Origin of the sequence: Arthrobacter sp. B2a2-09, assembly GCF_027587375.1 — a bacterium.
Classification (GTDB): domain Bacteria; phylum Actinomycetota; class Actinomycetes; order Actinomycetales; family Micrococcaceae; genus Arthrobacter.
The window spans coordinates 57,330-83,894 of sequence record NZ_JAMXIC010000008.1 but is presented as its reverse complement, the minus strand read 5'-3'; the positions used below and the strand labels follow the sequence as shown (position 1 = coordinate 83,894).

The 26,565-nt window shown below is 57.8% G+C and carries 24 protein-coding genes; 11 read left to right on the top strand and 13 right to left on the bottom strand.

Going from position 1 to position 26,565, the window contains the following annotated elements; translation table 11 throughout:
* Positions 1-499: 499 nt before the first annotated feature.
* From NFJ07_RS11155 to NFJ07_RS11140, 4 genes are all read left to right on the top strand, one after another.
* Complete coding sequence (locus NFJ07_RS11155; protein WP_269994478.1) at positions 500-706, top strand: helix-turn-helix domain-containing protein; 207 nt, start codon at positions 500-502, stop codon at positions 704-706.
* 51 nt (positions 707-757) lie between these two features.
* The gene (locus NFJ07_RS11150) at positions 758-1,417 is read left to right on the top strand and encodes a response regulator transcription factor (protein ID WP_269994363.1); all 660 of its coding nucleotides are present in this window, start codon (positions 758-760) and stop codon (positions 1,415-1,417) included.
* Positions 1,414-3,201: a hypothetical protein gene (locus tag NFJ07_RS11145; RefSeq protein WP_269994362.1), complete on the top strand. Its 1,788-nt coding sequence runs from the start codon at positions 1,414-1,416 to the stop codon at positions 3,199-3,201. The genes NFJ07_RS11150 and NFJ07_RS11145 overlap by 4 nt, the downstream gene beginning before the upstream one ends.
* Positions 3,202-3,378: 177 nt before the next feature.
* Entirely contained in the window at positions 3,379-3,894 is a 516-nt protein-coding gene (locus NFJ07_RS11140) for an ElyC/SanA/YdcF family protein (protein ID WP_269994361.1), read from the top strand.
* A 47-nt stretch (positions 3,895-3,941) separates the two neighbouring features.
* Here the strand turns inward: NFJ07_RS11140 and rfbA are convergent, their stop codons facing one another.
* A complete protein-coding gene (gene rfbA, locus NFJ07_RS11135; RefSeq protein WP_269994359.1) occupies positions 3,942-4,838 on the bottom strand; it encodes a glucose-1-phosphate thymidylyltransferase RfbA in 897 nt (298 codons plus the stop codon).
* A 55-nt stretch (positions 4,839-4,893) separates the two neighbouring features.
* Here rfbA and NFJ07_RS25920 point away from each other — a divergent pair, with 55 nt between their 5' ends.
* A complete protein-coding gene (locus tag NFJ07_RS25920; protein WP_333482052.1) occupies positions 4,894-5,208 on the top strand; it encodes a hypothetical protein in 315 nt (104 codons plus the stop codon).
* 887 nt (positions 5,209-6,095) lie between these two features.
* Positions 6,096-7,790, top strand: a complete 1,695-nt coding sequence (locus NFJ07_RS11125) for a right-handed parallel beta-helix repeat-containing protein (RefSeq protein ID WP_269994355.1) — start codon at positions 6,096-6,098, stop codon at positions 7,788-7,790.
* 138 nt (positions 7,791-7,928) lie between these two features.
* On the opposite strand, the gene NFJ07_RS11120 is transcribed toward NFJ07_RS11125, so the two are convergent.
* The 4 genes from NFJ07_RS11120 to NFJ07_RS11105 form a co-directional block, all read right to left on the bottom strand.
* On the bottom strand, positions 7,929-8,702 hold the full coding sequence (locus NFJ07_RS11120; protein ID WP_269994353.1) for an SGNH/GDSL hydrolase family protein: 774 nt from the start codon (positions 8,700-8,702) through the stop codon (positions 7,929-7,931).
* Positions 8,703-8,933: 231 nt separating this feature from the next.
* A complete protein-coding gene (locus NFJ07_RS11115) occupies positions 8,934-10,364 on the bottom strand; it encodes a dihydrolipoamide acetyltransferase family protein (protein WP_269994351.1) in 1,431 nt (476 codons plus the stop codon).
* A gap of 2 nt (positions 10,365-10,366) precedes the next feature.
* Positions 10,367-11,494 carry an alpha-ketoacid dehydrogenase subunit beta gene (locus tag NFJ07_RS11110; RefSeq protein ID WP_269994350.1) on the bottom strand — a complete coding sequence of 376 codons (1,128 nt, stop codon included), beginning with the start codon at positions 11,492-11,494 and terminating at the stop codon, positions 10,367-10,369.
* The gene (locus NFJ07_RS11105) at positions 11,491-12,723 is read right to left on the bottom strand and encodes a thiamine pyrophosphate-dependent dehydrogenase E1 component subunit alpha (protein WP_269994348.1); all 1,233 of its coding nucleotides are present in this window, start codon (positions 12,721-12,723) and stop codon (positions 11,491-11,493) included. Before NFJ07_RS11105 ends, NFJ07_RS11110 begins: the two co-directional genes overlap by 4 nt.
* A gap of 171 nt (positions 12,724-12,894) precedes the next feature.
* Here NFJ07_RS11105 and NFJ07_RS11100 point away from each other — a divergent pair, with 171 nt between their 5' ends.
* The 5 genes from NFJ07_RS11100 (at position 12,895) to NFJ07_RS11080 (ending at position 18,455) form a co-directional block, all read left to right on the top strand.
* Positions 12,895-13,359, top strand: a complete 465-nt coding sequence (locus NFJ07_RS11100; RefSeq protein WP_078107783.1) for an Lrp/AsnC family transcriptional regulator — start codon at positions 12,895-12,897, stop codon at positions 13,357-13,359.
* 623 nt (positions 13,360-13,982) lie between these two features.
* On the top strand, positions 13,983-15,461 hold the full coding sequence (locus NFJ07_RS11095) for a polysaccharide biosynthesis tyrosine autokinase (protein WP_269994346.1): 1,479 nt from the start codon (positions 13,983-13,985) through the stop codon (positions 15,459-15,461).
* Positions 15,462-15,537: 76 nt separating this feature from the next.
* The gene (locus NFJ07_RS11090; RefSeq protein WP_269994476.1) at positions 15,538-16,179 is read left to right on the top strand and encodes a CatB-related O-acetyltransferase; all 642 of its coding nucleotides are present in this window, start codon (positions 15,538-15,540) and stop codon (positions 16,177-16,179) included.
* A complete protein-coding gene (locus NFJ07_RS11085) occupies positions 16,163-17,065 on the top strand; it encodes a glycosyltransferase family 2 protein (protein ID WP_269994344.1) in 903 nt (300 codons plus the stop codon). Before NFJ07_RS11090 ends, NFJ07_RS11085 begins: the two co-directional genes overlap by 17 nt.
* A gap of 13 nt (positions 17,066-17,078) precedes the next feature.
* Positions 17,079-18,455, top strand: a complete 1,377-nt coding sequence (locus NFJ07_RS11080; RefSeq protein WP_269994343.1) for an O-antigen ligase family protein — start codon at positions 17,079-17,081, stop codon at positions 18,453-18,455.
* On the opposite strand, the gene NFJ07_RS11075 is transcribed toward NFJ07_RS11080, so the two are convergent.
* The 8 genes from NFJ07_RS11075 to NFJ07_RS11040 form a co-directional block, all read right to left on the bottom strand.
* Positions 18,386-19,495 (bottom strand): hypothetical protein, encoded by a 1,110-nt coding sequence (locus NFJ07_RS11075; protein ID WP_269994342.1) that lies wholly within the window; start codon positions 19,493-19,495, stop codon positions 18,386-18,388. The genes NFJ07_RS11080 and NFJ07_RS11075 overlap by 70 nt on opposite strands.
* 153 nt (positions 19,496-19,648) lie before the next feature.
* A complete protein-coding gene (locus NFJ07_RS11070) occupies positions 19,649-20,884 on the bottom strand; it encodes a Coenzyme F420 hydrogenase/dehydrogenase, beta subunit C-terminal domain (protein ID WP_269994341.1) in 1,236 nt (411 codons plus the stop codon).
* Between the two features lie 11 nt (positions 20,885-20,895).
* Entirely contained in the window at positions 20,896-21,870 is a 975-nt protein-coding gene (locus tag NFJ07_RS11065; RefSeq protein WP_269994340.1) for a polysaccharide pyruvyl transferase family protein, read from the bottom strand.
* Positions 21,871-22,027: 157 nt separating this feature from the next.
* Positions 22,028-22,456 carry an acyltransferase gene (locus NFJ07_RS11060; protein WP_269994339.1) on the bottom strand — a complete coding sequence of 143 codons (429 nt, stop codon included), beginning with the start codon at positions 22,454-22,456 and terminating at the stop codon, positions 22,028-22,030.
* Positions 22,457-22,567: 111 nt separating this feature from the next.
* Positions 22,568-23,629, bottom strand: coding sequence for a glycosyltransferase family 4 protein (locus NFJ07_RS11055; RefSeq protein WP_269994338.1), 1,062 nt, complete (start codon positions 23,627-23,629; stop codon positions 22,568-22,570).
* Positions 23,616-24,773, bottom strand: a complete 1,158-nt coding sequence (locus NFJ07_RS11050; RefSeq protein WP_269994336.1) for a glycosyltransferase family 4 protein — start codon at positions 24,771-24,773, stop codon at positions 23,616-23,618. The genes NFJ07_RS11055 and NFJ07_RS11050 overlap by 14 nt, the downstream gene beginning before the upstream one ends.
* The gene (locus NFJ07_RS11045) at positions 24,770-24,949 is read right to left on the bottom strand and encodes a DapH/DapD/GlmU-related protein (protein ID WP_269994334.1); all 180 of its coding nucleotides are present in this window, start codon (positions 24,947-24,949) and stop codon (positions 24,770-24,772) included. The genes NFJ07_RS11050 and NFJ07_RS11045 overlap by 4 nt, the downstream gene beginning before the upstream one ends.
* 482 nt (positions 24,950-25,431) lie before the next feature.
* Positions 25,432-26,559 carry a glycosyltransferase gene (locus NFJ07_RS11040; protein ID WP_269994332.1) on the bottom strand — a complete coding sequence of 376 codons (1,128 nt, stop codon included), beginning with the start codon at positions 26,557-26,559 and terminating at the stop codon, positions 25,432-25,434.
* Between the last annotated feature and the right edge of the window lie 6 nt (positions 26,560-26,565).

The window sequence follows — 26,565 nt, the reverse complement described above, 5'->3', positions numbered from 1 at the left end:
ACCGCTGAGTGGTGATCGCCGCGAGGTTGAGTGGTCAGCTGCGCCACCCGTCAGTGGCATGCGGCGAACGGTCGCAATAACCGAACCCCACAAGGCACCCTGAGATTCAGCGAAGTTACGATCCGAGCATGGGGAACTTCAGCGCGGGATATCTTGCCAGGGATGATCGACGTGAGCGTAGAAGAAGGTTTCGGCAGAAACTGGCCTACGTGGGATTAGGGATTTTGGCTGTCGCCACAATTTTCGTTGTCACGATTGCCCTCCGCCACTGAGGCAAGCACTTCTTGCGCGCGGCGTCCTTGTCGCGAAAACCGTCCATCTTGGGGGTGGCCGGTTTTGTAGGCAATTAGGCTGTACACCCTCAGGGGGACGGGGTTATCGCAGCCATGCGCTGGATTCCTACCGGCTTCCCCACCGTTCCAGGGGTCGCCCCTAAAGGAGGAATTTGATGTCCGTGGATGCTTTCGTGGAGGCAAGACCGAGCGCTTCGGTGGGACCAATCGTTGATGGGGCTGTCTCCGTCTCGAACTATCTGACAGTATCCGCCGTGGCGGACTACCTGAATGTTTCAAAAATGACGGTGTACCGTTTGGTTCACTCTGGTGAGATGCCCGCCGCACGTTTCGGCAGGTCAGTCCGCATCGACGAGGCCGACATGGAAGAGTACCGCCAGCGCGCCGCCGTCGTAATCCATCCTGAATCGTAACCAACAGGCGCTGCTGATGAACCCTGGGCGTGCTCGGGATAGCCTTCAACCATGGGGGATACGAGTTGGGTTCGGCGGGTGCTGGTTGTCGAAGATCAACCATTCATGCGCGCGCTTGTTGCAGAGGCTTTAAGGGGCGCGGAATTCGAAGTGCATGCGTGCGCGTCCTCGTCGGAGGCCGTATCCATGTTCGCCGCCGTCGATCCTGATGTCCTTGTGACGGACATCGATTTGGGTACCCGGCCCAACGGCGTCGAACTGGCGCACGTCGTGAAGTCCCTCTCCCCGGGGTGCGCCATCGTTTTCCTTACCAACTATCCGTCGGAAGCTCCCCTTTCCGAGTTACCGGCGGGATCAACCTTCGTCAACAAAGCGTCCCTTGACTCCGTGGACGGCCTCATCAGCGCAGTGAACTCGACATTGGTGGAGCTCGCCGTCACCGTGACTCCCCCTTTGCAGTCGGACGCAGCGAAGATCGGCACGCTGACCCGCGTGCAGCTGGATATCCTGCGCATGATCGCGGAGGGCTGGTCGAACGCTGAAATCGCCAAACAACGGGGAAGCAGCATGCGCGCCGTCGAGAAGGCCGTTTCACGCACGTTCGAGGCCCTTGGCCTGAACCGACGTCCGAGCGTCAATCCGCGCGTTGCCGCGGCAACGCTGTACTCGCGCACGTTTGGGTGGCCGGCCCCTGCCGATAGCGATAAATGAGCGGCCGCTCCCCTGCACACTGGGCCCGGGGTATCGGCGGCAACAATGCCCTGAGCCTCTGGTCGTGGCTTCTGACCTTGCCCTTGGCGCTGACGGTCATGAACATGTTCACCGGATCGAACACGCTTCCTGAGACCGGATCGATCACGCCGGCTGGGGAAGGTTCCGGCACGGCGATCGTGCTGCTCGTGCACGTAGTGCTTGGTCTTTTGGGGATTCTCCTTCGCCCTTTGATCACAACACGGCCGAGCCTCAAAGGCAGAATCACGACGGCGTTTGGCGCCTTCGCGTTCTTGGGCGCCTGCCGCCCTCTCCTGGCGGCTTGGTCCGCGCAGGCCCTGAATATCGCTGACCTCAGCGAAGATCTCTGGGCCCGCATCCTCATCAACGTCGGGACGGCACTGGTCTTCCTCTCGGCGATCGCGATTCTGACGGACTCCATCCGCGGGCACGCCGTGCTTGAACGCAGGGTCCGCGCTGCCCGGGCTGCGATCGAGGCGCAGCTCGGATTCGATGAGCACCGCTTGCGCTCGATCCGTTCCGACTATGTCACCGAACTCTCCAAGCGCCTTGACACGGTCCTCACTGCCCGGATGATGACGCCTCTCGACAGATCCGAGGCCTCACGCCTGCTGCGGACGATCTCCGATGACGTCGTCCGCCCGATGAGCCACCAACTCTTCCACGACCACACGCCCTGGCCGTATGTGACAGCCCCTCCGCGGCCGACTTCCCGTACAGAGAGCGCGCTGGGACTGGCGCATTTGATCCGGCCTGCCCCGGTCGCGTTGCCTGTCCTGCTCTTCGCGTCACTCATTGCAGTCCGTCTGCTGACGGAGTACGGCGTCCTCTTCCTCCTGGTCCAGTGGGTTGTGGGCGGGGCCGTCCTGCTCGTCGGGAACGCCGCGGCTGCCCGGACGGTACGGAGGATCACCAGTCCCTTGCGGCGAATTTCCGCCATGACCCTCTGCTACGCCGGCGCCGCCGTAGTTTCCGCATCGGTGACATGCCTACTACAGGGAATGTTCGGCTATGCCCCGTTCTTCTACTGGTCCGCCATCTGGGCCTATCCGCTGACTGCGCTCACTGTGGCGGTACTTCAAGCTGCCGAACGCCAACGACGGCGGCATGAGGTCAGGCTGGCAGGCTCGCTGAATGAGCTACTCAAGCTTGCCGACCGCACGCACCAAAAGCTGCTTCACACCCGCCGGAGGGTCGCCCGGATTCTGCACACCAACGTCCAGGGAAACCTCGTCTCGAGCGCCCTCGCCTTGGCCGCCTCGGGAGGGAACGACGCAGAAGAGGATCTCGCCCCGCAGCGCGTCAGGGACATCCTGACGGGTGCCATGGCTACTGCGCAGAGTGAGATCTTGGAGGAGTCGCCCGGGCACGCGGGGCACGCAGCATCCAGCATCCAGGACCTGCTGAGTACCTGGGGGCGCGTGCTGAAGCTGGCGTGCGACATTGACCCTCGAGTGTGGGCCTTATGCGACGAGGACCCCGCCAGGGCTGAGGCAGTCATCGAGGTACTCTCAGAAGGTTTCACCAACGCCATCCGCCACGGTGAACGAAACCATATCCGCGTCTCAATGTCGGCCCAAGAGCCGCACCCGACACAACCCGCAACGGACACCGGAGCCATTCACATATCCATCAGCTCCCCTGGCCGGCTCCGAGGCCAGATCCGCCCCAGCCTCGGAATGACGACGCTTCAGACCCTGTCCAAGGAAGTAACACTCAGCGAGGATGGCGATAGCGTCGTCCTCCGGGTTGTTCTTGCGTGAGCCCGAGCGCTACGGCATGTCGGCAGATAGTAGGCTTGGATCCAGTGCAGCGCTGCCGCCCACATCCCGCATTGGTCAGAGGACGGTATGACTCTTCTCCGCGATCACGAAACACAGGCCACACCGCCTACCCGAAAGAAGCGTCTGTACTTTCGGTCGTCTGCTGTTATTGCAGCCTTGGCGATCCTTTGGGCAGTTGCCGGAGTCTTTCTGTACGTGGCCCCGCCCGCTGACGAACCGAAACAGGCGGATGTGCTATTCGTGCTGGGGCCGCCCGATAGTCGAATCAGCTACGCCGAGAAGCTGATGCAGCGGGGATACGCACCAACGCTTGCGGTCTCAAGCCCCATAGCGAAAGACGGCAGCTTCGAAGCGGGCATATGTGGCGATCACCGCGCTTATCGGATTATCTGTTTCAACCCCGATCCGTTCACTACCCAGGGCGAAGCAAGGGCACTGAAAGACCTCTCGGACCAGTACGGCTGGAAGAGCGCGAACGTCCTTACTGCACAGTTCCATGTGACCAGGGCCCGGGTGATCGTCAGCCGCTGCTACACAGGAGACCTGCACATGGTCGCCGACCGGATGGACTTGCCGCTGATCTCATTGAGCGACCCCACCTATTCCTGGGCCTACCAGTACCTCTATCAAACCGCGGCTTTCGTCAAGGTGGCGATCCACCCGGACTGCTGAAGGGGAGGAATAGCCCGTATACCCCCCCGGAGCAGGCAAACAACAGACTAGACGAGAGCTCCCATGTTGGGGTCGGGCTGCCGTGATTCCAACAGACCAAGCAGGTAGGCACCATACCCGCTCTTTACAAGTGGCTCGGCCCTGGTCCGCAAGTCATCATCGGAAAGGAAGCCTGCACGCCAGGCGACCTCTTCGGGAGCCCCCACTTTCAGCCCTTGGCGGTGCTCAACTGTCCTTATGAAGTTCGAAGCGTCGCTGAGGTCATCGAACGTTCCGGTGTCAAGCCATGCGGTCCCCCGCGGCAGGACCTCGACCTGGAGCTTGCCACGATCGAGGTACGTCCTGTTGACATCGGTGATTTCAAGTTCGCCTCGCGCCGACGGTTTAAGGTTCCGCGCAATGTCCACAACTTCGTTGTCATAAAAGTAGAGGCCCGGCACCGCGTAATTACTCTTGGGCTTTTCCGGCTTTTCCTCGAGGGAGATCGCCCGGCCCTCTGCGTCGAATTCCACAACGCCGTAGGCTTTGGGGTCGTTTACCCAGTACCCGAAGACGGCGCCGCCGTCGATGTCGGCGTGCTTACGCAGCTGCGTGCCCATGCCCTGGCCGTAGAAGATGTTGTCTCCGAGAACTAGCGCGACGTTGTCATCGCCAATGTGTTCCGCGCCAAGGGTGAATGCCTGAGCCAAGCCATCGGGAGAAGGCTGCCGAACGTAGCTGAGATTGACGCCGAATTGGGAGCCATCGCCCAACAGCCGTTGGAACTGCTCGGCATCGTGGGGAGTCGTAATAATGAGGATGTCGCGAATGCCGGCCAAGATCAAAGTCGACAGTGGGTAATAGATCATCGGTTTGTCGTAGACAGGGACAAGTTGCTTGCTAATGCCGTGGGTAATCGGATGCAGACGCGAACCAGTTCCCCCAGCCAAGATGATTCCTCGCATACTGCGCATCATTCCGGTTCGTATGCGTTTGTGCAAACCAGGATGGCTATGCGTCATGGGGAACATTCTTGTCACCGGCAGCGCCGGCTTGATCGTGTTCGCGGCCGCGAACAAACCTGATACGGCGCTTCAAGATCGTTCGGCGCTCCGGAAGAGCAACTGCAGGACCACGTTCATGTCAGGCACGTCACGCCGGGTGCTAGCCAATCCGGTCTTTCATGGCATGGACCAGAAGGACATCGGCGAGTTTATACCGGGTCCGCCGACCGCCGGGGACGGCTACAACCAAACAACCGCAGCTGAGCAGGCCCTTCAGGTGCTTGAAAATGCTCCGGCGGAAAACCTCAATGGACTCCTCCTTGGCCAGTGAGGGCCAATAGGACCCGGCCCGGGTTGACTCTGAGACCGCATAGCCGAAATGGGCCAACGCAGGCTCATGCGCGAGGGTTTCCTAGGCCAAAAGCCCAGCTTCGGATGCATTCAGGCAATCCGAGGAGGAACGTTGCGTCGGGCCGACAAAGGGCCCCGTTCGCAGTGTTACCGCTCGAGGCCGGCACACTGAGAGCGCCCCGAGTCGCCTCGAAATACATCGATTGAGCGGCCCGTCGTACGGTCGAATTTCGGCGCAAACTTTTCCAGAGCATTCCAGAACTGAAAGTTGATTCGTCCAGAGTCTTTATAAAAGAGCTTGAATAATAGCGTCGAGGTCCTCCCATAAGGATTCCACAAGCACCATGCCCGCATGGGCGATTGCCGGATACTCTCCATAAGGTTTGCTAAATTTTAGTAAGTGGACTTAGCAACAGGAATCTTAAACTTGCGGTACTTGTTTCTTAAGGAATTTCGGATCTTGCAACCCGGATCCCTGCACGGGGTATCCCCACAGACACGGTTCTTTCGACGTAGTGCCACGTCAGACCCCCTTTTTGATTTCGCACGCCAGCCCTGCGGCCGTGCTATCCCGCGCTAAATTTCGGCAAAAAGTGAGTGGATCCCCCGGCTCCGGCGCGAGTGTTCACGGTAAGTAACATCGAATGAAATACGTAGCTCAGCACACAAAAGCGAGTATGGACGGCGAAAAAGGCGTAATAACTACTGTGGTTAGGGCAATCCCGCGCCACTTAGCGTTTGGACATGTCGATTTACCTGTAGGAATGCGCACTACCTTGGGGCTTCTTCAAGCTCCCGTCCACCTGCGCAACTCTTCCTGGTCGATCAACGGTCTCCTATTAACACCATCTGGGATTGTGATCAGTCATGTACAACGAATCTGAGGAACGAGGTGCGCCGCTGGGGGGTGGCGCTAGTGTCAAACGCCGCGGCCTATTCAAGCTTGGAGCTCTGGCGACAGCTATGACGGGCGCCTTCGCAGCGTCAAGCTTCGAGGCCGGCCCGGCCCATGCTGCCGCCGATCTGGCGCCGACCGGACCAAGTGCGAGCGATCTGTCCACAACGTATGTCACTCAGACATCACTAGCTGCCAGCCTGACACGAATGGTGGCCAAGGATGAACTGATCGTGAACGTAAAGGACCACGGGGCAGTTGGTGACGCGGTTCGAAATCCATCGGGTGGTTCAATCTCATCCGGATCGAGCACGTTCTTCGGCGGCGGCTTCGCAGCGAGCGATGTTGGAAAGTTCTTCGCGGTCGTTGGCGCCGGACCGAATGGCACCACACTGGTGACCGTCATCGCGGCCTATGTGAATGCAGGCACCATCACTTTAGGGTCCCCGGCTTCAACGACCGTCGCTAATGCACCCTACCTCTACGGCACAGATGATACCGGCGCGATCCAGAAGGTACTTGATGGAGTCAACGATGACTCCTACACGCAGGTCTTCTTCCCTAAAGGGAGCTATCTCACCGGGGGCTTGCTGCTAAAAAACAACACGCAACTGCTTGGCGCGGGCCGCGGCGCGTGGGCTTATGAGTTCTACCAGCGTACAACCCGTCTCATCGCGAAGCCGGATATGACGACGCCAGGGCTAATCAATGACTCGGCCGACGGTCCTGTGGGAAATGTCCGCGTAGCCGACATGATGCTCGACGGCGCGCGAGCCTTCCAAGCTAGTGCGCATTCAGGAATATACATGGCAGATTCCAAAATCAGTGCAGATTCCTTCTGGAGTATTGAGCGAGTCTACGTCGGATTCTTTAGCGGCGACGGAGCGTACTTCGGAGCCTTCCGTCGTGCAAACCGCGTCAACGAATGCCACTTTTGGCGGTGCGCAGGCAACGGAGTGCGCCTCGACGGCACGGACAACAGCTTCGTCCAAACAGTGTTCGCTCAGAATGGCGCAGACGGGATCCTCCTAAACCAAGGGGCCAACCACTTCTTCGGCTGCGACATATTCTCCAACGTCGGCAATGGCGCTCGGATCGTTCCATTCGGGCGAATGAATCAGTTCACCAACTGCTTCTTTGACACAAACTACAAATGCGGTGTCTACAACGAGGCCAAGAATCTCTCGTTGACCCAGTGCAGGTTCACCTCCAACAGCCAGAGCGCGGATGGACTCTACCCCGACATTGATATCGTTGGTGGCCCTCCAGGATGCTCGCTTGTTAATCCGACCTTCTACGCGGGTGCTGGTCTAACCAACCTGCCGCATTCCGGAATTCGGGCGGCAGGAAACGGCGTATCGAATCTTGTATATGTGACTGGCTTCAGCCATGACCCTGGCGTCACCACTTGGCGGTCAGGCTCCTATGTTGAGGTGTCCGTCGGAATGCTTCACAAAGGATTCGCTTTTTCTGACGGTTCTGTGCTGACCACAGGATCGTCCAGCGGAACGAAATTGGGCGCCAATGCCACCAACAAGCTTGCCTTCTTCGGGGCTATTCCGATTGTTCGTCCCACGATTGGAGCGGCTGCTTCGGACGCAGCAACAACACAAGCACTGGTCAATGACCTCCGAACAAAACTTATAGCGCTCGGCCTCATAGGTTAGACCCGTCGCTAGTAGTCTTCACAGTTTGGAGTGCGACGACCATGTTCTTGACAGTCATGGGTGAATTACTGCTCCACGCGGACCGTCCGCGCGTCGGCGACATATCGAAGGAACCCGGCAGCCGTTCAGACGCTGGGCCTAGCTGAGCCTGATTCGTTCCAGGATCAGGTCAGCGATGGCGCGGTGGCCTTTGTCGTTGGGGTGGAAATTATCGGCAGGACCGAGCCATGTTGCCGTCCCCTTCGGGCCAAAAGTGTCCTTCAGTTCGTAAATGTCAGTCAGGTCAACGTACTTGCCGCCGTTAGCCTCGCATATCTTCTGGATTTCGAAGTCATAAGGGTCCGTGATGGTCTGTCCGCGTCCACCCCACGCGCCAACGCAGATGACCTGCACGTTAGCGGATCGCCTTACGTTGTTGACCAGCGCCACATAGTCCTTGTGGAACTGATCGATAGGGGTCCTCGAAGCGACATCAGCGGTGCCCATGTCGTTGGTTCCAAGTTCGAGGATGGCCAGGTCAACACCGGAGTTCGGGACGTCCTGGACGTTCCCAACCTTGAACAATGCCTGTGGGTCGGCCTTGGTAGCGCGCTGCTCAAGGATTTGTCCATGCTTGCGCAGTTCAGCGTTCACGAGGGGACGGTACCCGTTCGCCTCCGTGCTGCTGAAGAGGCTATAGCTCAGGGAATCGGCCGCATAGAAGACCGACAGTGGCCTGTCCTTGGGAAATGAAAGCTTGATGATCTTGGCCTCGGCTGCAGCATCAGCTTCTGCCTTCATATCTGCCTTCACCTTGGCTGAGAATGCGTCGGCCTTCGCTTGGATGCTGGGGTCTTCCGTAGGCGAGCCACTGCATCCAGTAACAATCAGCGCAACAGCCAGCAGCGTCACAGGTTTCCCCCAAAGTTTCATTGTTCGATTCTAGGGGACCGACAGGACGGGTTGAGTGCCCCTATCCAGTGGGCGCGCATGGATCCAGTAGTCGGTCGAACGCGTCGACCGACCGTCTCTTCGGAAGGTGAGTTTGAAATTGGCGCCTCAGATGAGCGGACCCAACAGGTCCTTACCTTCCGTTTTGAGTGAATCCGGCGCACGGGCGCGACGTCCAGCAGCTCTCTCGGAGCAGCCTCCGCAAATTATGGTCTACAAATCCGCCAGCACCGTCCCCGGGTTCTCCACCGCGTCCGCAACATACCGGAGGAAGCCGGCAGCCGTTTCGCCATCACAAACCCGGTGATCGAAAGCCAAGGTCAGCTCGGTGACTTTGCGGACGGCCAACTTTCCGTCCACCACCCAGGGCTTGTCGATGATTCGGCCTACGCCAAGCATCGCTACCTCGGGATAGTTGATGATCGCTGCGGAGCCGTCCACGCCAAACACACCGTAGTTGTTCAGCGTGAAAGTGCCGCTAGCCAACTCTGTCGGTGTTGCCTTGCCGTCACGCGCAACGGCGGTGAGCCGGCGGATTTCAGTATCGAGTTCGCGGGCGCTCAACAGGTGGGCGTTGCGGACCGACGGAACAACGAGTCCGCGGTCCGTCTGTGCGGCAAAGCCAAGATTGATGCCGTCGAAAGCGATGATCTCCTGCATCTCGCCGCCCGCAGCGTCCTCGGCTGTGACAAACCGGGTGTTCAGCTCGGGGAATTTTTTTAGCCCAGCTGTGACAAAACGAGCGATGAAAGCGAGCAGTCCGGGAGCGCCGTGAGGATCCCGCTTCTTGAGTTCTGCACGCATCTCAAGAAGTGCAGTGGCGTCCACGTCTACCCAGACAGTCGCTTCAGGGATCTCGGACCGGCTGCGGGTCATGTTCGCCGCAACAGCCTTCCGTATCCCGCGGACCGGAGTGCGCGAAGCCACGGACAAGCCGGTGCGGGCATCCAGGACTCCGGTGGAAGACTGGACAACGGGGGGCACCTCAACGGGGGCGGTCTCGCGCGTGGCCCCTCCGATGGCGGCCTCAATGTCGCGACGCAGGATGAGCCCGCTCTCCCCCGAACCAGGCACGGCGTCCAACGAGACCCCATGGTCTCGGGCCATTTTCCGCACCAATGGGGAAATCACGGCAGAGAGCTTCCCTGGAATCCGCGTACGGGACAACGAGAGTTCGGCAAAGTCGGGCGCCGAGGTCACGGCCATGGCAGAACCTGCCGAAACCTTCCGCGGCCGGGTGCGGCGAGCCTCGCCGCCTCCGGATGTGCCATAGCCAATGAGTACGTTCCCGGATCCGGCTTTCTCTTCGGTCCGGTAGGTTTCGGCAGCTGCGGAAGCCGGGGGTGCCTCGGAAACCTCTTCTTCCACAGGCTCGGGCTCGCCAGCAACCGAAGCACCAACAGGAGCCACCGAGATCAGGGGCTTCCCAACGTCAAGCGTCTGGCCGGCTTCGCCGTGCAGCACGGCGACGATGCCTGCGTAGGGCGAGGGCACCTCCACCATGGACTTGGCGGTCTCGACCTCGGCGATCGGCTGGTCCACTCGAATCTCGTCGCCCACGGCCACAAGCCAGTTGACGAGTTCAGCCTCGGTGAGGCCCTCCCCCAGGTCCGGAAGCAGGAACACCTGCATTTCTGCGCTCATGGTCAGTTCTCCCATTGAAGGTCGTCAACGGCGTCGAGGATGCGGTCGACGCTTGGCAAGTAGTAGTGCTCCAGCTTTGGGGCCGGATACGGGACGTCGAAGCCGGTTACGCGGCGGATGGGCGCGGCCAGATAGTGGAAGCAGCGTTCCTGCACGCGTGCCACAATTTCGGAGGATACAGAAGCGAATCCGTGAGCCTCGGCGATCACAACAGCTCGTCCGGTCTTGCGAACCGACGCGCAGACGGTTTCGTCGTCGAAGGGCACGATCGAGCGGACATCGATCACTTCAAGGGAGCGGCCCTCTTCAGCGGCTGCAGCCGCGGCGGCGAGTGCTGTCGGGACCGACGGGCCGTAGGCGATGAGCGTCGCATCAGTGCCAGGACGCGCGACGGCGGCGTGCCCCTCGCTGGTGGATCCTGTCGCAGCGTTCGTGGCGTGCTCGGTGCGTAGGGCACCCAGGTCGACTTGGTCCTTGGACCAGTAGAGCTTCTTCGGTTCCATGAACATGACGGGGTCGTCGGAATCGATCGCCTCGCGGAGCATGCGGTAGCCGTCCGCCACGGTGGCCGGCGTGTAGACCTTCAGGCCAGCCGTGTGGGCGTAGTAGGCCTCGGACGAGTCGCAGTGGTGTTCCACTCCGCCGATCCCACCTGCGTAGGGCACACGGATGACCATGGGCAGCTTTACGGCGCCCTTGGTGCGGTTGTGCATCTTAGCCACATGGCTGACGATCTGTTCGAAAGCCGGGTAGGCGAAGGCGTCGAACTGCATCTCAATCACGGGACGCATTCCGTTCATCGCCATACCAACGGCCATGCCAACGATGCCGGACTCGGCCAGCGGGGTGTCGAAGCACCGCTGTTCTCCGAACGTGGCCATGAGGCCATCGGTGATCCGGAAGACGCCACCCAGGCGGCCAACGTCTTCGCCGAACACCAGAACGGAAGAATCGGCCTCCATGGCGTCCGCCATCGCGGTGTTGAGGGCCTTTGCCATGGTGATGGTCTGCGGACCGGAGGCTTCGGCGACTGCTGCCGCGCTGGCTGCCGCACTGGCGGTGGCAGAGCTGACATCACCGGTAGCTGCGCGCTCGGTGGCTTCAGAGGATGTGGTGACGGCGGGGCTCATTTGCCTGCCTCCTTCTGGCTGGATGCCTCACGGGCGAGTTCGTCGGCGAGCAGGGCGGACTGCTCCTTCAGTTGCGTGGTCGGTGTCGAGAAGACGTAGCGGAAGAGATTCTGCGGGTCTACCGGGACGTCCTCCCCCAGGCCCTCCCGAAGCTGCGAGGCAATGGCTTCGGCCTTCGCCGCGATTCGTGTGGAACCGTCGTCGTCGAGGAGTCCACGGCCGGTGAGATAAGACGTCATGCGGCTGATGGGGTCCTTGGCGGTCCATTCGGCCACCTCGCTGTCCTGCCGGTAGCGGGTGGCGTCGTCGGCGTTGGTGTGGGCCTGCATCCGATAGGTGTGGGCCTCGATCAGGAGCGGGCCGGAGCCTTCGCGGGCAAGTTTCACGGCCCGGTCCAGCACAGCAAGCAGCGCGACAAGGTCGTTGCCATCAACTCGCTCGCCGGCCATGCCGTAGCCCACAGCCTTGTGGGCCAACGACGGCGCCACAGACTGTTGGCTCAGGGGCACCGAGATGGCGTACTTGTTGTTCTGCACAAAGAAGATCACGGGCAAGTGGAAGACGGCCGCGAAATTGAGTGCTTCGTGGAAGTCCCCTTCGCTGGTAGCTCCGTCGCCGCACATTGCCAGCACCACGGTGTCCTCACCGCGCAATTTGGCGGCGTGGGCAACTCCGACGGCGTGGAGCAACTGAGTGGTGAGCGGCGTGCACTGGATGCCCACTTTGTGCTTGGTGGGGTCGTAGCCGCCGTGCCAGTCGCCGCGGAAGATAGTCATGGTCTCGACCGGATCCACTCCCCGGGACATGACCGCTACAGCGTCACGGTAGGTGGGGAAGAGCCAGTCGCCTTCGCTCAGGCACAGAGCGGCCGCTACTTGGCACGCCTCCTGGCCGTGGCTGGACGGGTAAACGGCCATTCGGCCCTGCCGGACGAGTGCGGAGTTTTGGTCATTGACGCGGCGCCCAACGACCAGCTGTTCGTAAGCTGCCATGAGTTCGGCGTCGCCGGGGATGGGATATTCGTGGCCCGGCTCAGTGCCTTGCTCAGACTCAGGCTTGAGCGTGCCCGAGGGGTCCACCATCTGGATCTGATGGCGAGCAGGCAGCATGTAGTCTTCCACGCTGATTCCGAACTTGCGCCGCACTTCGGAAGCTTGGTCGTTTGGTTCGGTGTCGTCCGGCCGAGCTTCAGCCAGACCCTGGGCCTCATGGTCTGCGGAGATCGTCATTGGTCCGTCCTTCTGTATCCACTATTTGTCACCAGTATGTTCCCTGGAGAAGTTTCGTATCCAGCTCTGGGCAGAATCATGGAAAAGCTTGCCGGAAACATCTAGTCTGGAAGACAAATTGCAAATGTGAGCTGGATAACGGGCCCACGCTGAAGACGAATTGGAGATGTAATGGCCGAGGTCGAAGCGGATCAGGCAGAGGTTCCTCTTGACCAAGTGGACAGGGACATCATTGCCGAGCTGACGCGGGACGGCCGGATGTCGGTCACCCAGGTGGCGGAGAACGTGCACATCAGCCGCGCGCACGCTTACTCGAGAATCTCGCGACTAACGGGCGAAGGCGTGCTCACCAAGTTCACCGCGCTGGTGGACCCCATCAAGGCCGGCTTGAAGTCATCAGCCTACGTCACGCTCAAGGTGCAGCAGCACTCCTGGCGCGAGCTCCGTGAAGAGCTTCGGCTCATTCCGGAGGTGCAGCATATTGCCTTGGTGGGCGGCGATTTCGACGTCATCCTGCTGGTCCGCGCCACCGACAATATTCACTTGCGCCGGGTCATTTTCGACCGGCTGCAGTCGATGCCTGGCGTACAGGATACGCAGACGTTCCTAGTGTTCGAGGATCTGGATACGCGGTAGAGCGCCAGTTTGGCGAGGCCGCGGGGATCTTTTCTCCGAGTTCTTCGGCCTCTCAACCTAAGTCCTGGGACAAACGCACGTCATCGCGGGAGCGCAGCAAGTAGGACGACTCCGATTGGTCTTTCCTCGCATCCGAAGGGCGAGGATCAGCATGCCAGCTGCTCCGACGATTCCAAGTGCGCCCAGCATGGTTGCCAGGCCTTCGACATAGTCTTCGAGGGACATCTGAGAGCTACCGAGTCAGAGCCAGGTAAACCACCCCGGCTGTGACCAATAACAAGACGATCAACCCGCCGAGCTTTACCCGTTTCGGGGTGGTTTTTCGATAGGGGTTGATGTCTACATAGCCGGGCAAAGCGTCCTCCATTTTGACGTTCCTGAACATCCCCTGAATAAGTATCGGCTATGACGCGACTCATGTAAGAGGTTTCGAAGTTAAAGAAGGGCCTCCTGCCTTACAGGGCGCGGAGCGTAGATCCCGTGATCTAGTCTCCAAGCCGTATTCTTACGCAAGAAATCTCGATGCAATACCCGCCGGGTATGATGGGCGAGACCGCACGAAATTTGCTGTTCTGGGGGCGTGGCTTCGGACTGCTCCAGCAACCGACTCAGGGGGATCCGGTTTGGACCTACGTGACTACTTGCGCATCTTACGCCGCAATTGGATCTTGATCGCAGCCACATCGTTGGCGGGAATACTAGTCGGTGGAGGTGCATCGGTCCTCACTCAACCGACCTACACTGCCGATACACAGCTATTCGTCGCGATCCAGAGCTCCGGCTCGGTATTGGAACTCCAGCAAGGCAACACCTTCAGCCAGGCTCGTGTCCAGTCTTACGTCAAAACCGTTGGATCACCGGTGGTGCTCCAACCTGCGATAGATTCGCTTGGGCTTTCCATGACCGCGGAGGAGCTAGCCACCCATGTGAAGGCCAGTTCGGAAGTCAACACCGTGCTGATCAACATTTCCGTTTCCGACAATTCACCGGTTCAAGCGGCCGCAATTGCACAAGCGGTAGGCAACAGTCTTGTTCACGCCGTAGATGCCCTCGAGCGCCCGAAGACCGGAGGAACGTCCCCGGTCGCATTGTCCATAATCAAACCGGCAATAGCCCCCACAGCTCCCTCCGCCCCGAATACTCGCCTAAACCTTCTGCTCGGGCTGGTCATCGGCCTGGTTCTCGGCATCGGGATCGCAGTGCTCAGAACGACGCTTGACAATCGAGTGCGGGGAGAAGCTGACCTTCGTCATGTCACTGACGCACCGTTGCTCGGCGGGATCGCATTCGATCAGGACGCCACCAAGAAACCCCTCCTCACGCAAACCGCAGCACAAAGTCCGAGAGCCGAATCCTTCCGCCAGCTGCGAACGAATCTTCAGTTCGCAAATGTATCTGGGCTCGCAAAGACGGTGCTTCTTACATCTTCGCTTCCGGGCGAAGGAAAAAGCACAACAGCTACCAACCTTGCAATCGCATTGGCACAGGCCGGCCAGACCGTATGCCTCGTTGATGCTGACCTTCGCCGCCCAATGATTAATGAATACCTCGGCATGGACAGGAATGCCGGGCTCACCACGGCTCTCCTTGGCCTCGAAGAAGTAGGCGAACTGCTACAACGTTGGGGAGAAGATGAGCTCTATGTGCTCACCTCAGGCCAGGTTCCGCCAAACCCCAGCGAGCTGCTCGGCTCTCAGAAGATGAAGAATCTAATCGCTGAACTGGAGCTCTCCTTTGACACAGTGATCATCGACGCCCCTCCACTTTTGCCCGTCACGGATGCAGCCGTGCTGTCACAGCATGTTGGCGGCGTTGTTGTTGTCGTCGGTTCTCAGAAAACGCGCACCCATGATCTGCAAAAATCTCTAGGCGCGCTTGAAATGGTCGGATCTACGGTTTTGGGGATAGTGCTGAACCGATTGCCTGTGAAGGGTCCGGACGCATATTCCTACACTTACTATCGCCAAGATGACTTGGGAGCAGCGGGATTAAGCAGTTCTAGCGAATCCAACAAATCCCGGTCTAATCGCTCTAACGGCGTCCCTGAGGAGTTATTTCCGGAGGAGAGGCCAGCACGCGTTTTCCCGATCAGCAGGCACTAACCGCCATGAAACAGCTTCGCGCGCTCGCGCAGCTCCGGCCAATCGCTAAGCATGAAGGGATTAGAACGTGGCCGCAATGAAAGAATCGTTGATCGGCAAATTCTTCCTCCGCGTCTATACGTATGCGCCTCTTCGCCACAGAATACTGGCAAAGATCACTTCAATCGAAGGTGGTGCCATGTATTCGCTAACATTGAGGAATATATTGCGGAGGCATCACGGGATAGCAGTCGGGAACTTCAGTTACGGTTCTCTCCTTAGCATTGGCAATTGCGATCCACACACCGAGATCGGCGACTACGTCTCAATCGGACCCAATGTCCGGCGCTTCGGCGCGTCCCATCCGATGGACGATCCGGCATTGCACCCGTTGTTCTATAACCCCAAACTCGGTCTGGTCTCCGAGAACAAGGATGTCGAGCGCAGCCCATGCTGGATCGGCCACGATTCGTGGATCGGCGCAAACGTGACGATCCTTCCAGGCTGTCGTCGAATCGGGATCGGCTCGGCCATCGGCGCCGGCAGCGTCGTCACACGCGACATTCCTGATTTCGCTGTGGTCGCTGGAAATCCGGCGAAAATCATTAGGAGCAGGTTCACGGATAATTCCCAAGACGCGATTCTTAGAAGTAAGTTCTGGTCCTTGGCTCCCGACGAAGCTCTTGCAGTTATTGTCGATCTTCGCTCAAGAATGGAATGTGATGACAAAACCGAGTGATTTGCTCGCTGCAGTTGTAGTGCACTACCAGAGCCCCGAAACTTTGAGAATTACCCTTACAAACCTCAGTCAAAAGATTGATCCAGAACGAATATTTGTTATCGACAACTCATCGAGCCTACCCAAAGACCAATTTAAGGGACTTGGCACAATTCTGGACGACGGTATCAACCGAGGTTACGCGGGGGGAGTCAATCATGGATTCAAGCACATTTCGTCGCAACGGCCGGAGATAACGGAAGTCCTGGTGTGTACTCACGAGGCGGTGTTGCGGGATGACTCATTGGAGGAACTGCAGAAAACAGCTGCAGCTCACCCGAGGGGCCATCTCGTAGGACCAAAATTGATCACCCAGGCCCGAGGTCGGCAGATCACGTGGTCAAATGGCGGACACTTGCCCTTACCGTTTTTCTATCCAAAGCATGACACGTCGTCATCACGATCGGGTGTCCGCGCAGTCGACTGGGTGGACGGTGCAACGTTCATGATGGATACTAAAACCTGGAAAGCCTTGGGCGGCGTCCCAGAAGAATTTTTCATGTATATGGAAGATGTCGCCCTCGGATTGCGGTGCCGCGCTGCTGGAATTCCAGTGCTCGTGAATCTTGACGCCGTGGTGGAGCAGACTGCAAACGGCCCCAGCCGACACTTAGCAATACGCAACCGTGTATTGCTCGCGTTACGTTACATGAGCCCTTGGAAGCGCCAAGTAGTAATTACTGAGGTGCGGAGCCGCCAATGGCTGATGTCAGTTCATCCTTCCAGTCATATTCGCCGAAAGGCGAAGGAGAGCAGGGAGGCAGCCAGGGAGGCGAAGCGTATCGCGATGACGCTTGCGCCCTCGGGGATGCTCTTTAGTGATTCGTCCCTGCTCGCCCCGAAATAGGGGCTGGAAGCCGATGAATGAATTACTCGCGATAGGAATTGGCTTCGCCGCAGTCGCCTTGATACTCGTCGTTTGGTTGCGGGATTGGTTTTTCCGATTCTGCGCCATTGGCATCATAGTTGTCGCATACGGTGCCGGGTATCTTCAGTTGATAGTGCCAGTCCGGGTTGTGATGCTGGTCTTGGTGCTAGCTATGATCGCATATCTCTTGGGGTTCAAGGGCGCGAGCACCAACCACAGGGAGAGAGCCCTTTTGGCAGGGCTTGCAATTCTTAGTTGCGTGGGTTTTGGGATTGGCCAAGCCACGATTACCGCTTCCGAAACTGACGCGCTATTTAGATACACGTTGCTGTACCCAGCGATTTTCATTGCGGGTTATCTGACCTCTAAGGCTGGCAAGGCTCATCTCTTGTCGCATATCTATGTCTACATCAGCCTCGGCATGGCACTACTTGCGGTATTTGAGCGCCTTCGGGGTAGCTTCCTTGTAGCGGGCGGATATGAGAACGCAGACAGACTTGTCCGCGACGGGGCCCTGAGGAGTGTCGTTTTCTCCGAGCACCCTCTTGTGCTCTCGGTACTCATTGCAGCTTCCGTACCGCTTGTGCCGCTCATGTTCAAATCTTTCGGCGCGAGGTGTCTGACGTACTTGGTACTCGTCGGTGGTGTCCTCTCAACCAACAGCCGCGGTGCCCTAGCTATCCTTGCGGCCTGGTTTGTCATTAGAGCAGCGATGAGAATCAACTTCCTCACGCCGGCAACTGCCCGCATTGCCAAATTCCTTGCCTTCTTCGGCGCCGGTGTGGCTTTCATATCAATCATGATTGGCAACGGCATGGATGAGCTCTCAAGCGCCAGCGCAGTTGACGCCAGCGCTGAATACCGAGCAGCCCTCTATTCATTTGCGATCCGCTCGCTCACCGAACAACCCTGGGGCTGGGGAATTTCTGGCCTACCCGAAGGGGTCTATCTCTTGCCAAGCTATTTTGGGGTCTTGGATATCTCCAAGACCGTCGACTCGGAGCTAGCTTTGGCCATGTTCGATTTTGGTTGGGTTGGTCTCTGCGGCTTTGTCGGACTTTTCTTTATCCAGATCCGTGCTCGCTCGCTCTCGAATCCTCTTGGCCAAGCGGCCCTGATCATCACCGTATCCGGGTTGTACCTTGCCCTCCATGCGTGGGTAGGGCTCGGATCAGTCTGGATTCTAATGGCAGGCCTAGCCCTTGGGCGCTTGTCACCCAGTGTGCCACCCTCTGAGAGTGTGGACGGAGCGGCCTCTCCCCTAAAGCAAGCAAACCCAGCGATACGTCGTCACGATCTTCATCTTCCATACAAGACGGCCCAAGAGCCTATTGAAATTCGAAGGATCCTGGGCCCGGCCAACCAATAAACGTAGAGCCCCCCGACAAGGAAGAAAACGCCTCCCAAAACTGTCACGGCCAGGGAAGGGTTCGTCTGCTTCCCGATCCACCAGCAGCCGGCAATGAGGACAATCATCGTCCAGGGGAACCAGCTATCGCCGGTTGGGGACACAGCGAAATGCTGCAGCACTGGTGCCAATGCCGCGAGACCAACGGTCACTGAGCAAGCCGGCAACAGCAATTCCAGAGAAGGCCTGAACGCCGGTCCAAAGAGCAATGGAACCAAGAGAACGGCACCTAAGGCGCCCGCAGCGACAATGGGAACGCTCGCCAGCAGGCAAATCTGCCATGTCAGCCACGTCCGTTCCCTTATTCGTGTTTTCGGCGCGGTTGCGTATGAGTACTGAATTATGGTTTGGAACGTTTGATACGCCGTCTGCGGAATCAGCGCTACGACGGAATAGTATCCAACCGTCTGTACAGTGGCCTGCGTAATAAACATCATGCTGTCGACTCTCAAGAGCGATGCCTCGACAACCTGCGAACGCCAAGCCCGCCAGGCCCGGTGGAGAAGCGATCTCAACTTTTCGGCCTTGAATACTCCTTCATCTATTCCTTTGAGGAGCTTCCTCCGAGGCAAGACGATCAGGGCCATTTGCACCAAAAGTGACCCAGCGTTGAACGCAAGAACCAACCAAAGTTGCAATGCGCCCGCAAAATAGGCGAAAACAATACCAAGGCATACAGTTCCAGATGCCGCCAAGTTTGCGATACCGAAATGTTTGGTGAGGCCAGCCACGATGAGAATATTTGCGTCTATCGACTTACTAGCGCTCATTCCAGCGAGGGCTAAAAAGGCTGCCGTTGCCAGGCGCTCCGGAAGATCAAGGTTGAGGACCTGACCCAGCCCAACACCAACTGCGACTGCCGCAACCACCGAATACCACATCAGTTGCCGGCCTCTGCGACTCCAGCCGTGGGCCTGACCTAAGTCGGCTGCAACAGCCTGACGTGCAAGCAGTCCGAGACCGAAAGCTCCGACTAACCCGACGAAGATTGATGACAACATTACGATCGCAAGCTCGCCCCTGGCCTCAGGTCCCAAGGCACGAGCTGTCAATGGAGCAGTTATCAGACCTGCAATGAGCGGGGCTATGTTGCCTGCCAGATGTAGGAGCGCCCTCACCTCAAAAAGCCTGCGGTCCGATTGAGGATGTCATCATCATCTGCGGAATCTCTCAACCCATGACCTCCGAAACGATCCATACATGTAACGCGCCGAGCGCAACGGTCGCTCAAATGCAAGCTCCAGGAGTTGGAAGCCAACGTACCTTGGTATTTTCCACCCAGCCAGCCGGCGTCCTAAAAGCCGCGCCCACAAAGTCGCCCTTCGCTCCACTTGATACGGTTGAATCGAACTTATCTGACGAAGGTCTAATGGATCGGCCTGAATGACCCCCGCATCAACTGCCGCGACGATTGCTTCGTGGCCACGTGTAGTCCGTGCAATTAAGGCACTCACCCCGCTGCCGTCTGTGAACTCGGGATATCCACGATCATCCGTCTTCCAATAGTCGCCAGCAACAATATCGGCACTCTCCCCGACGCCATCGGGACAAATCTTACAACGCCATTGCATTGACGGACCGAGCTGCTTACCCCACGACTCATCGTAGGTTGCAGATCCTTGGGCTCCATCAACCGTCTCTGCGTAGAACTCACCTGGCCAACCGTGTCCGCGGTAGCGAAGCGTTCTAAGGGGAGAGCCAACAGGAATCCCCAGTTCCGAGAGCAGCCGATCAGTGGCCAGCTGGCTCGGCACGCCGGCACAGAAAAACGACATGAGTAAAGGGCGCTCTTCATCGCCGCGATATTCGCTCAATTGCCTAACGGCCGCGACTTCACACGGCTTGCCGACAAAAGCAGAGTCAGGCGATAAAGAAGAACCTTGCGCCGCAACGGAGACGGGGGCATAGCGTGAACCAGCCTGCTGAAGAAAGTCGGAGTTCCGTCCGAGTTGAACGGCAACGGTTCGCCGCGGCTCGGATGCATCCGCAGCAGCCCCAATCACCCTTGCAGAACGGCCTGAATCAACCAACCATTCGGCCAGGGCTGTGAGGACGCCACCGCTGCTCCCCCGAAACCGTGTCTCGGGGTCGGTTGCCCAAGCTTGCCAGGAAGAAACTGCATGCCCCAAAGCTGGCTCAAAACGAGTCTCCTCGCCGGATATCTGATCTGGCATTGGTCGCTTGACCACAATGCCTGGGCAACTAGCCAACAGCTCGTCGGTCATTTGACGGTCATTCTTTGGCGAAAGAGGCAGCCGACGAACTGGACGATTGAAGCCGTCATCATCCAGCACCAAGCTGAGACCTGGATCTATCAGCGCACAGGCGCCGCAGCCGGAGCAATTTCCGGAACGCACAACCGATTCAACAGTTCTGTCGAATCGCGGCATGGAGTTCGCCCTCATATACGTGCCTGCGTCGCAAGATGGCTTACAGCGATTTGGAGACGATACTCTGCGCTTTCCTTAACGCGGGCAGCCTCCGCCTGCAAACCCGAGAGATCCAACAGCTTAACGACTCGTTCAGCAACGTGCTCTTCTTTTAGGTCAATCGTATGCGCCCAACCAATGTCGGCCAACAATGGGGCAAATTTACGAGAGTACGCCAATGGAATAGCAGGGGTTCCGACAGACAGCGCATTCAAGCAAGCATGCATTCGGGCGCCAATAACTACTTGACAATCGGCCACGAAGGCTCTGACCTCATCGAGCCCAGCGGGCACGAATACTTCCACTTGGTCCCCAAACTCTGACACTAAGTCTTTCACTGGAGTCATGTCGTTATCAAGCGAGGGATTATCTATGACGTGAGGCATCAATGTAATCGAACGATTCGCAGCGATCAGTTTTCCAATAATGTCCCTCGTCAATTCCTGATAACGGAACCTTGAGCCATGAGCATCTGTACTCCACAGTAGCCCCGAGACATTGAGCGCAATGTCTGCGCTCTTCGATCCAGTCGAATCGGGTTGAGGTAATGCAAATACGACATCGGTGGACAGACAATCTGGTTCGTAGCCAAGCTTACGAGCGTAGTCCAGACTCGTGCTATCACGAACGAAAACCGTCTCGGCTCGTTTTAGCGTGTGGCGGGCCGCCAGACGCCCAAGCGCTGAATTGAAAGGACCAATGGTTTGAGGCGAGAGAATAACCGGTACACCGGCAGACTGGGCAACGCGGCGCGTATACAACATAATGGCCAATCGCTTTAGGCCATAGATATCTGTAAAGCTATCTCCCGCACCAGTATCAATCACTGCATCATACTTCGCCATTCGACTGTGCAAGACCTTGCTGCCAGTCAGAGTACCCTTCAGCACTACTTTCCCCGAGAGCTGTGTACCAAGGGGGCCAAAATCGAAACTCTGGAAATCCACTTCCGTATCATCACCCCAGGCTTGTCGAGCCAGGGACAGAGCGCCTTGACTCAAAGCTCTGACGCCGAGGTTACTGGAACCCTCGTCAGCCCACAGGACTAGTACTCGTCTAGACAAGATGTCTCCCTAATTGTCAGCGAACGCAAGAATCGAGCCTCTACTGGAAAGGCATGTGGAAATTAAGGTCATATTCCAAGTCGCGACTTCTGCTGCCGACAACCTTCGCGGGAACGCCGGCAACTATGGTAAAAGGCTCAACGTTCTTGGAAACCACAGCCCCAGCCGCCACTACAGCACCTTCGCCGACGGTCACCGCGGGCAGAATCGTGGCACGCGATGCCACGTACGCCCTGTTCCCGATATGAACCGGTCCGCCTTTCGTTCCGAAATCTGGACTCTGCGGATCGTGGCCAACCGTAAAAATTTGAACGTGGCCACCAATATTAACATTGCTTCCGATATTCAGGCCGAGCCTGCCATCCAGAAAGCAATCATTGCCGACAATCGAGTTTCGGTCGATGGAGATTCCTTGAGGTGCGAAAAATGCTAATCTCCAATGAACCGATGAATCATTACCGATCTTCATTCCAAAAGCGTTCCGGTACACGAACAACCTAAACCTATGCCACGGTACGCGTCCGACGACAAAACCTGCCCAAAGCTTAAATCCCTGAAGATACAAACGCATTATGTCCTCTCAGAGCGCCGATTGGGCGGTCAGGTGTCCTGTGGTCGTCAACATAGAGCGGACAGATTCCGTAAATGCCCGCTGACTGAACTGAATATCGAATTCCTCAACCGACGGAACGGGAGGAAGCTGTGAAGGCTGCCGCAACAGATCCTCGATTCGCCCAATAAACGAACTCCATTCTGGACTAAATCCATTGGCAACGTGCGCCGTCCCCAAGACGGGTACCCCGTAGGCCATCGCTTCAACAGCCTTTGCCTTTATCCCACCACCGTGATCAATGGGGACGATTGCCGCATCTATTTGCCCGTAGAAGTCACTCAGTGAGTCAACGCGTCCAAGAACCTCAACCGGGAACCCCCAATCCTTTACGATCTCGGACCCGAAGCCCGCAACTTTGATTGCTATACCCTTCTGGATAAATTCTCCCGCATAGTCCTTGAAGAATTTTCGAAGGGACATTACGTTCGGCGGATAGTCGAAATTTCCAATAAATCCTACCGTTCGCGCCGACTTCCCCTCACTCTGTGCGCCGCTGGATGCCGGCGTAATTGGTGTCGGGATCCAATGTCCAGGTGAGGCGTCTGCAGAATCGGTCAGCCGAGTATCGCCAAAACCCGCGAACACGTTCGCTCTCGGAGAGTTAACTAAGCGACGCTGCCGAACTTCCCAGAACAAGCCCTGACATATTCCGCCAGGACGAGACATGATCGAGGCACTCCCCATGGTTCGCGCGTTCACGCTCCATAAGTCCATCCAATCGAATATTAGTGAGGCCCGCGGAAGGACCCGGATGGCTGAATCAAAGACCGACGGGACAGTCACAACATTCAGGTCCGCCGGTGTCATGGGAGGCAGAGCACCCCTAAGAGGCATAGGGATGAGTTTCTTCTTCAACTTGCGGAGAGGCGTCTGAGCCTGGACACCCATCCCCGTGGGACGAAGCGCGTGTATCGTCGTCTCAAATCCAAGCGCCGTCAATGCTTCCTGCCAGGCGAGGGCCCGCAGCCCTCCACCATCTTTGGGCATTTCGGACTTACCGTACCAATAAACAATGTTAGCCGTGCGCATCTTCTCTCCCGGATCCGTCGTTGCTCACGGAACACCAGATTTCACGGAACCGCTCGCCATAGCTGGCTATTGAAAATTTCTCTTCGTAGGTCACCCGTGCGTTAGCGCCCATTTGCTCTGCATCCTGACGGCTAAGCGAGAACAGACATGCGGCAAGTTCCTCAGAGCTTCCCATCTGAAACAACTTTCCGTCGCGACCGTCTGTGACGACATCTTTCGCTCCACCGGCATCGCTAGCTACAACAGCACGGCCGCGAGCAAAAGCTTCCAGCAGGACTAGGCCGAATGGTTCCGGCTGGTCAGAAGGAAGGATGAGAAAATCGGCGGAGTCAAGGTACGGTGCAATGTCCGAGACCTCGCCCACGACGGAGATGCGGTCGGAGTGCTTGACAGAAGCAACCAGAGCAGGCACGTCAACTCCGGTACCCATTGCCGGGGATCCGCCTAATATCACTAGATCGCCGGGGCTACGATCTTGGTCCCAAGCATGCAACAACGTTGCATGGCCCTTCCAAGAGTTCCATCGGCTCGCCACTACAAATTGAAGCGCCTCGGAATCAGACAAATAGGGCGAAAGAGGAAGACCGGACTCGCGGTGCGCATTGATAAGTAGGACCGAGCGTGACCTTAGGTGGCGAGGGAGCGAGTCGAGGGAAGCACGTGAGATGCAGATGATTTGGCTGGCTCCACGAGCGAACAGGCCCATCACAGATCCTTCACGCGGCGACCATATTTCCTGAACGTGGAGGACGACATTCTTAATCCCGGCAAGACGCGCCAGGGGAAGGCAGAAGATCATTGCTGAAGTGGTGCAGTAGACCACCCGAGGCCGTTCTGCCAAAAGCAGCTTATAAGTCATCCAGAGACGCCTTAATAGCGGTAAGAGGCCAGAGAATGACAGATAGCGCCGCCGGATAACGGCCAGCGGAACAGAAATGTTCTCGATGCCCCGGACGTCCAATTCTTTGCCGAGTCCGTTTTGCACCCCAGGCAGATCATCCGGTAGGCAGACGAGCGTGTTCTTTTGGTCCTCAACAGGCAGGGAACCGACGATCTCGAGGAGGATCCTGTCCGCACCGTACATCTCGTTGCTCGAATGGAGAAACATCGCGTGCGATTGTCGATCTCCTGCTTCCCTGATCACCGAGACCTCAAGACCTTCGCAGGGACGCCGGCCACGATCGAGTTGTCAGGGACGTCACGCGTCACCACGCTGCCAGCGGCAATAACTACGCCCGAACCTACGGTGACTCCGGCGGTGACTGTGGCGCCACTTCCGATCCAAACGTCGTCGCCGATGGACAGGGATTCACGCACCACGCCCTGAGCTTTTATCGTTTGCTCAGTGTCCCCAAAGACATGATTCTCAGAAAAGAGGCGGACTCCAGGACCGAGCATAACGTCGTTGCCGATTCGAATTTCGCCGGAACATCCAATGAAACATCCGGCCCCAAAGCTGGTGCGGTCACCGACCCAAAGGCCGACCCCCACTTCACCGCCATAGTAACTCGTTGGACGAATCATGCAGCCCGGCCCAATCGACACATCAATGCCGAAGTTCAAGCCGCATTTAGTAAGGCCTTGGACCTCGGCAAAATCTTCCACAACGAGTCGTCCTTGATGCGAGATCATTTGAAGGTTCCTCAATCGAGCTCCACGCCCAACGAAGAGAGGACCCCGAGACCGCTTAAGCCAAGGCTTCAAAAGGGCACCTCGAAGAAGCATCGGGAACGTTCGAAAGACCATCTGCGCAGAGGCCAGAAAATTGTCCCCGGTAGAGAGACCGCTAAATCTGAGAAGGCTCACGATACTAGCCTCCGAGATTGAATTGCCGGCTGAATCTGTTCGCGGATAGCGGCTTCATATCTGCTGCAAACGGATTCCCAGGTGTAGCCGTCATGAAGACGAGCTTTCGCTGCTGCGGACAGATCATTCTGCAGAACTTCCGAATCCATGACTCGGCGGATAGCGCGCTCAATATCTTGAGGGTTGGGATTGCAGAACTCGCCAGCATTAGCCAAGACCTCACGGTTATAGACAGTGTCCCGGGCAATTATCGGAGCCCCATTGGCCATCGCCTGGACCAATGCGGGGTTGGTTCCCCCTACGCTGTGCCCGTGAAAATAGGCTCCGCAGTGCTGCCACAAGGAAAGAAGTCGCTTGTCATCTGACACGTGGCCGAGCCAACGCACGCTCGAAAATTCTGCGGCCAGTGAACGGGCAGCTTCGTCTAACGTCCCACCGTAACCAGCAGACCCTACAATGACGACCTCGTAGTCGGCGGCAAGTCGCCTCGCTGCCTCGAGGAATTCGGGGATGGTGTTCTCTGGGACGAATCTTGCCACCGCGAGCACGTAACGTCGGTGGTGAAGAGGACCCTCAACTGGATCGGGGTCGGCAAGAGCTTCGCCGCCGTAGGGGATGTAGACACTCTCGCGAGAAAATTCTGACATCCATCGTCGCTGGATCTCGGTCGAATCTGCTACCAGCACCGTGCCGAATCTTGCCGTCATGCGAGCCCCGAGCCGGAAGATCGTCTTGGCCAGCCGTCCCCATTTGGCCCGTTCCCATTCGATTCCATCGACGTTAACAACAGTGGGAATTCCCCGCAGCGCCAAGAGCGGAAGCCAGAATCCGTTGGCAACATTCATGATCAGTGCAACGTCCGGGCGAGTCCACATGGCGTGAAGGCAAGACGATAGTCCGAAACTCAGAGTACTTAGAGACTTGTTCTCAATGCCGGGCGTTTCTATCACCCTGACACGAGAGTCTCGACTCGGGTCATCTGACTTGATCCCTGGGCGGCCATAGACCGCGACATCCCAACCTCGGTCCGCAAGATACGGCGCGAGTTTGCGAACCGCGGTTTCAAAACCGCCATAGTAGCTCGGATACCCACGCGTTCCGATAATTGCGACAGATCCCACCATACTTAT

Coding starts and splice junctions, on each gene's coding strand:
- NFJ07_RS25920 (WP_333482052.1), top strand. CDS start 4,894: ATGGGGAACATTCTTGTCACCGGCAGCGCCGGCTTGATCGTGTTCGCG.
- NFJ07_RS11145 (WP_269994362.1), top strand. CDS start 1,414: ATGAGCGGCCGCTCCCCTGCACACTGGGCCCGGGGTATCGGCGGCAAC.
- NFJ07_RS11110 (WP_269994350.1), bottom strand. CDS start 11,494: ATGAGCCCCGCCGTCACCACATCCTCTGAAGCCACCGAGCGCGCAGCT.
- NFJ07_RS11105 (WP_269994348.1), bottom strand. CDS start 12,723: ATGACGATCTCCGCAGACCATGAGGCCCAGGGTCTGGCTGAAGCTCGG.
- NFJ07_RS11055 (WP_269994338.1), bottom strand. CDS start 23,629: ATGCGCACGGCTAACATTGTTTATTGGTACGGTAAGTCCGAAATGCCC.
- rfbA (WP_269994359.1), bottom strand. CDS start 4,838: ATGCGAGGAATCATCTTGGCTGGGGGAACTGGTTCGCGTCTGCATCCG.
- NFJ07_RS11075 (WP_269994342.1), bottom strand. CDS start 19,495: ATGTTGTCATCAATCTTCGTCGGGTTAGTCGGAGCTTTCGGTCTCGGA.
- NFJ07_RS11125 (WP_269994355.1), top strand. CDS start 6,096: ATGTACAACGAATCTGAGGAACGAGGTGCGCCGCTGGGGGGTGGCGCT.
- NFJ07_RS11085 (WP_269994344.1), top strand. CDS start 16,163: ATGACAAAACCGAGTGATTTGCTCGCTGCAGTTGTAGTGCACTACCAG.
- NFJ07_RS11070 (WP_269994341.1), bottom strand. CDS start 20,884: ATGCCGCGATTCGACAGAACTGTTGAATCGGTTGTGCGTTCCGGAAAT.
- NFJ07_RS11090 (WP_269994476.1), top strand. CDS start 15,538: ATGAAAGAATCGTTGATCGGCAAATTCTTCCTCCGCGTCTATACGTAT.
- NFJ07_RS11150 (WP_269994363.1), top strand. CDS start 758: ATGGGGGATACGAGTTGGGTTCGGCGGGTGCTGGTTGTCGAAGATCAA.
- NFJ07_RS11060 (WP_269994339.1), bottom strand. CDS start 22,456: ATGAAGATCGGTAATGATTCATCGGTTCATTGGAGATTAGCATTTTTC.
- NFJ07_RS11100 (WP_078107783.1), top strand. CDS start 12,895: ATGGCCGAGGTCGAAGCGGATCAGGCAGAGGTTCCTCTTGACCAAGTG.
- NFJ07_RS11120 (WP_269994353.1), bottom strand. CDS start 8,702: ATGAAACTTTGGGGGAAACCTGTGACGCTGCTGGCTGTTGCGCTGATT.
- NFJ07_RS11040 (WP_269994332.1), bottom strand. CDS start 26,559: ATGGTGGGATCTGTCGCAATTATCGGAACGCGTGGGTATCCGAGCTAC.
- NFJ07_RS11115 (WP_269994351.1), bottom strand. CDS start 10,364: ATGAGCGCAGAAATGCAGGTGTTCCTGCTTCCGGACCTGGGGGAGGGC.
- NFJ07_RS11080 (WP_269994343.1), top strand. CDS start 17,079: ATGAATGAATTACTCGCGATAGGAATTGGCTTCGCCGCAGTCGCCTTG.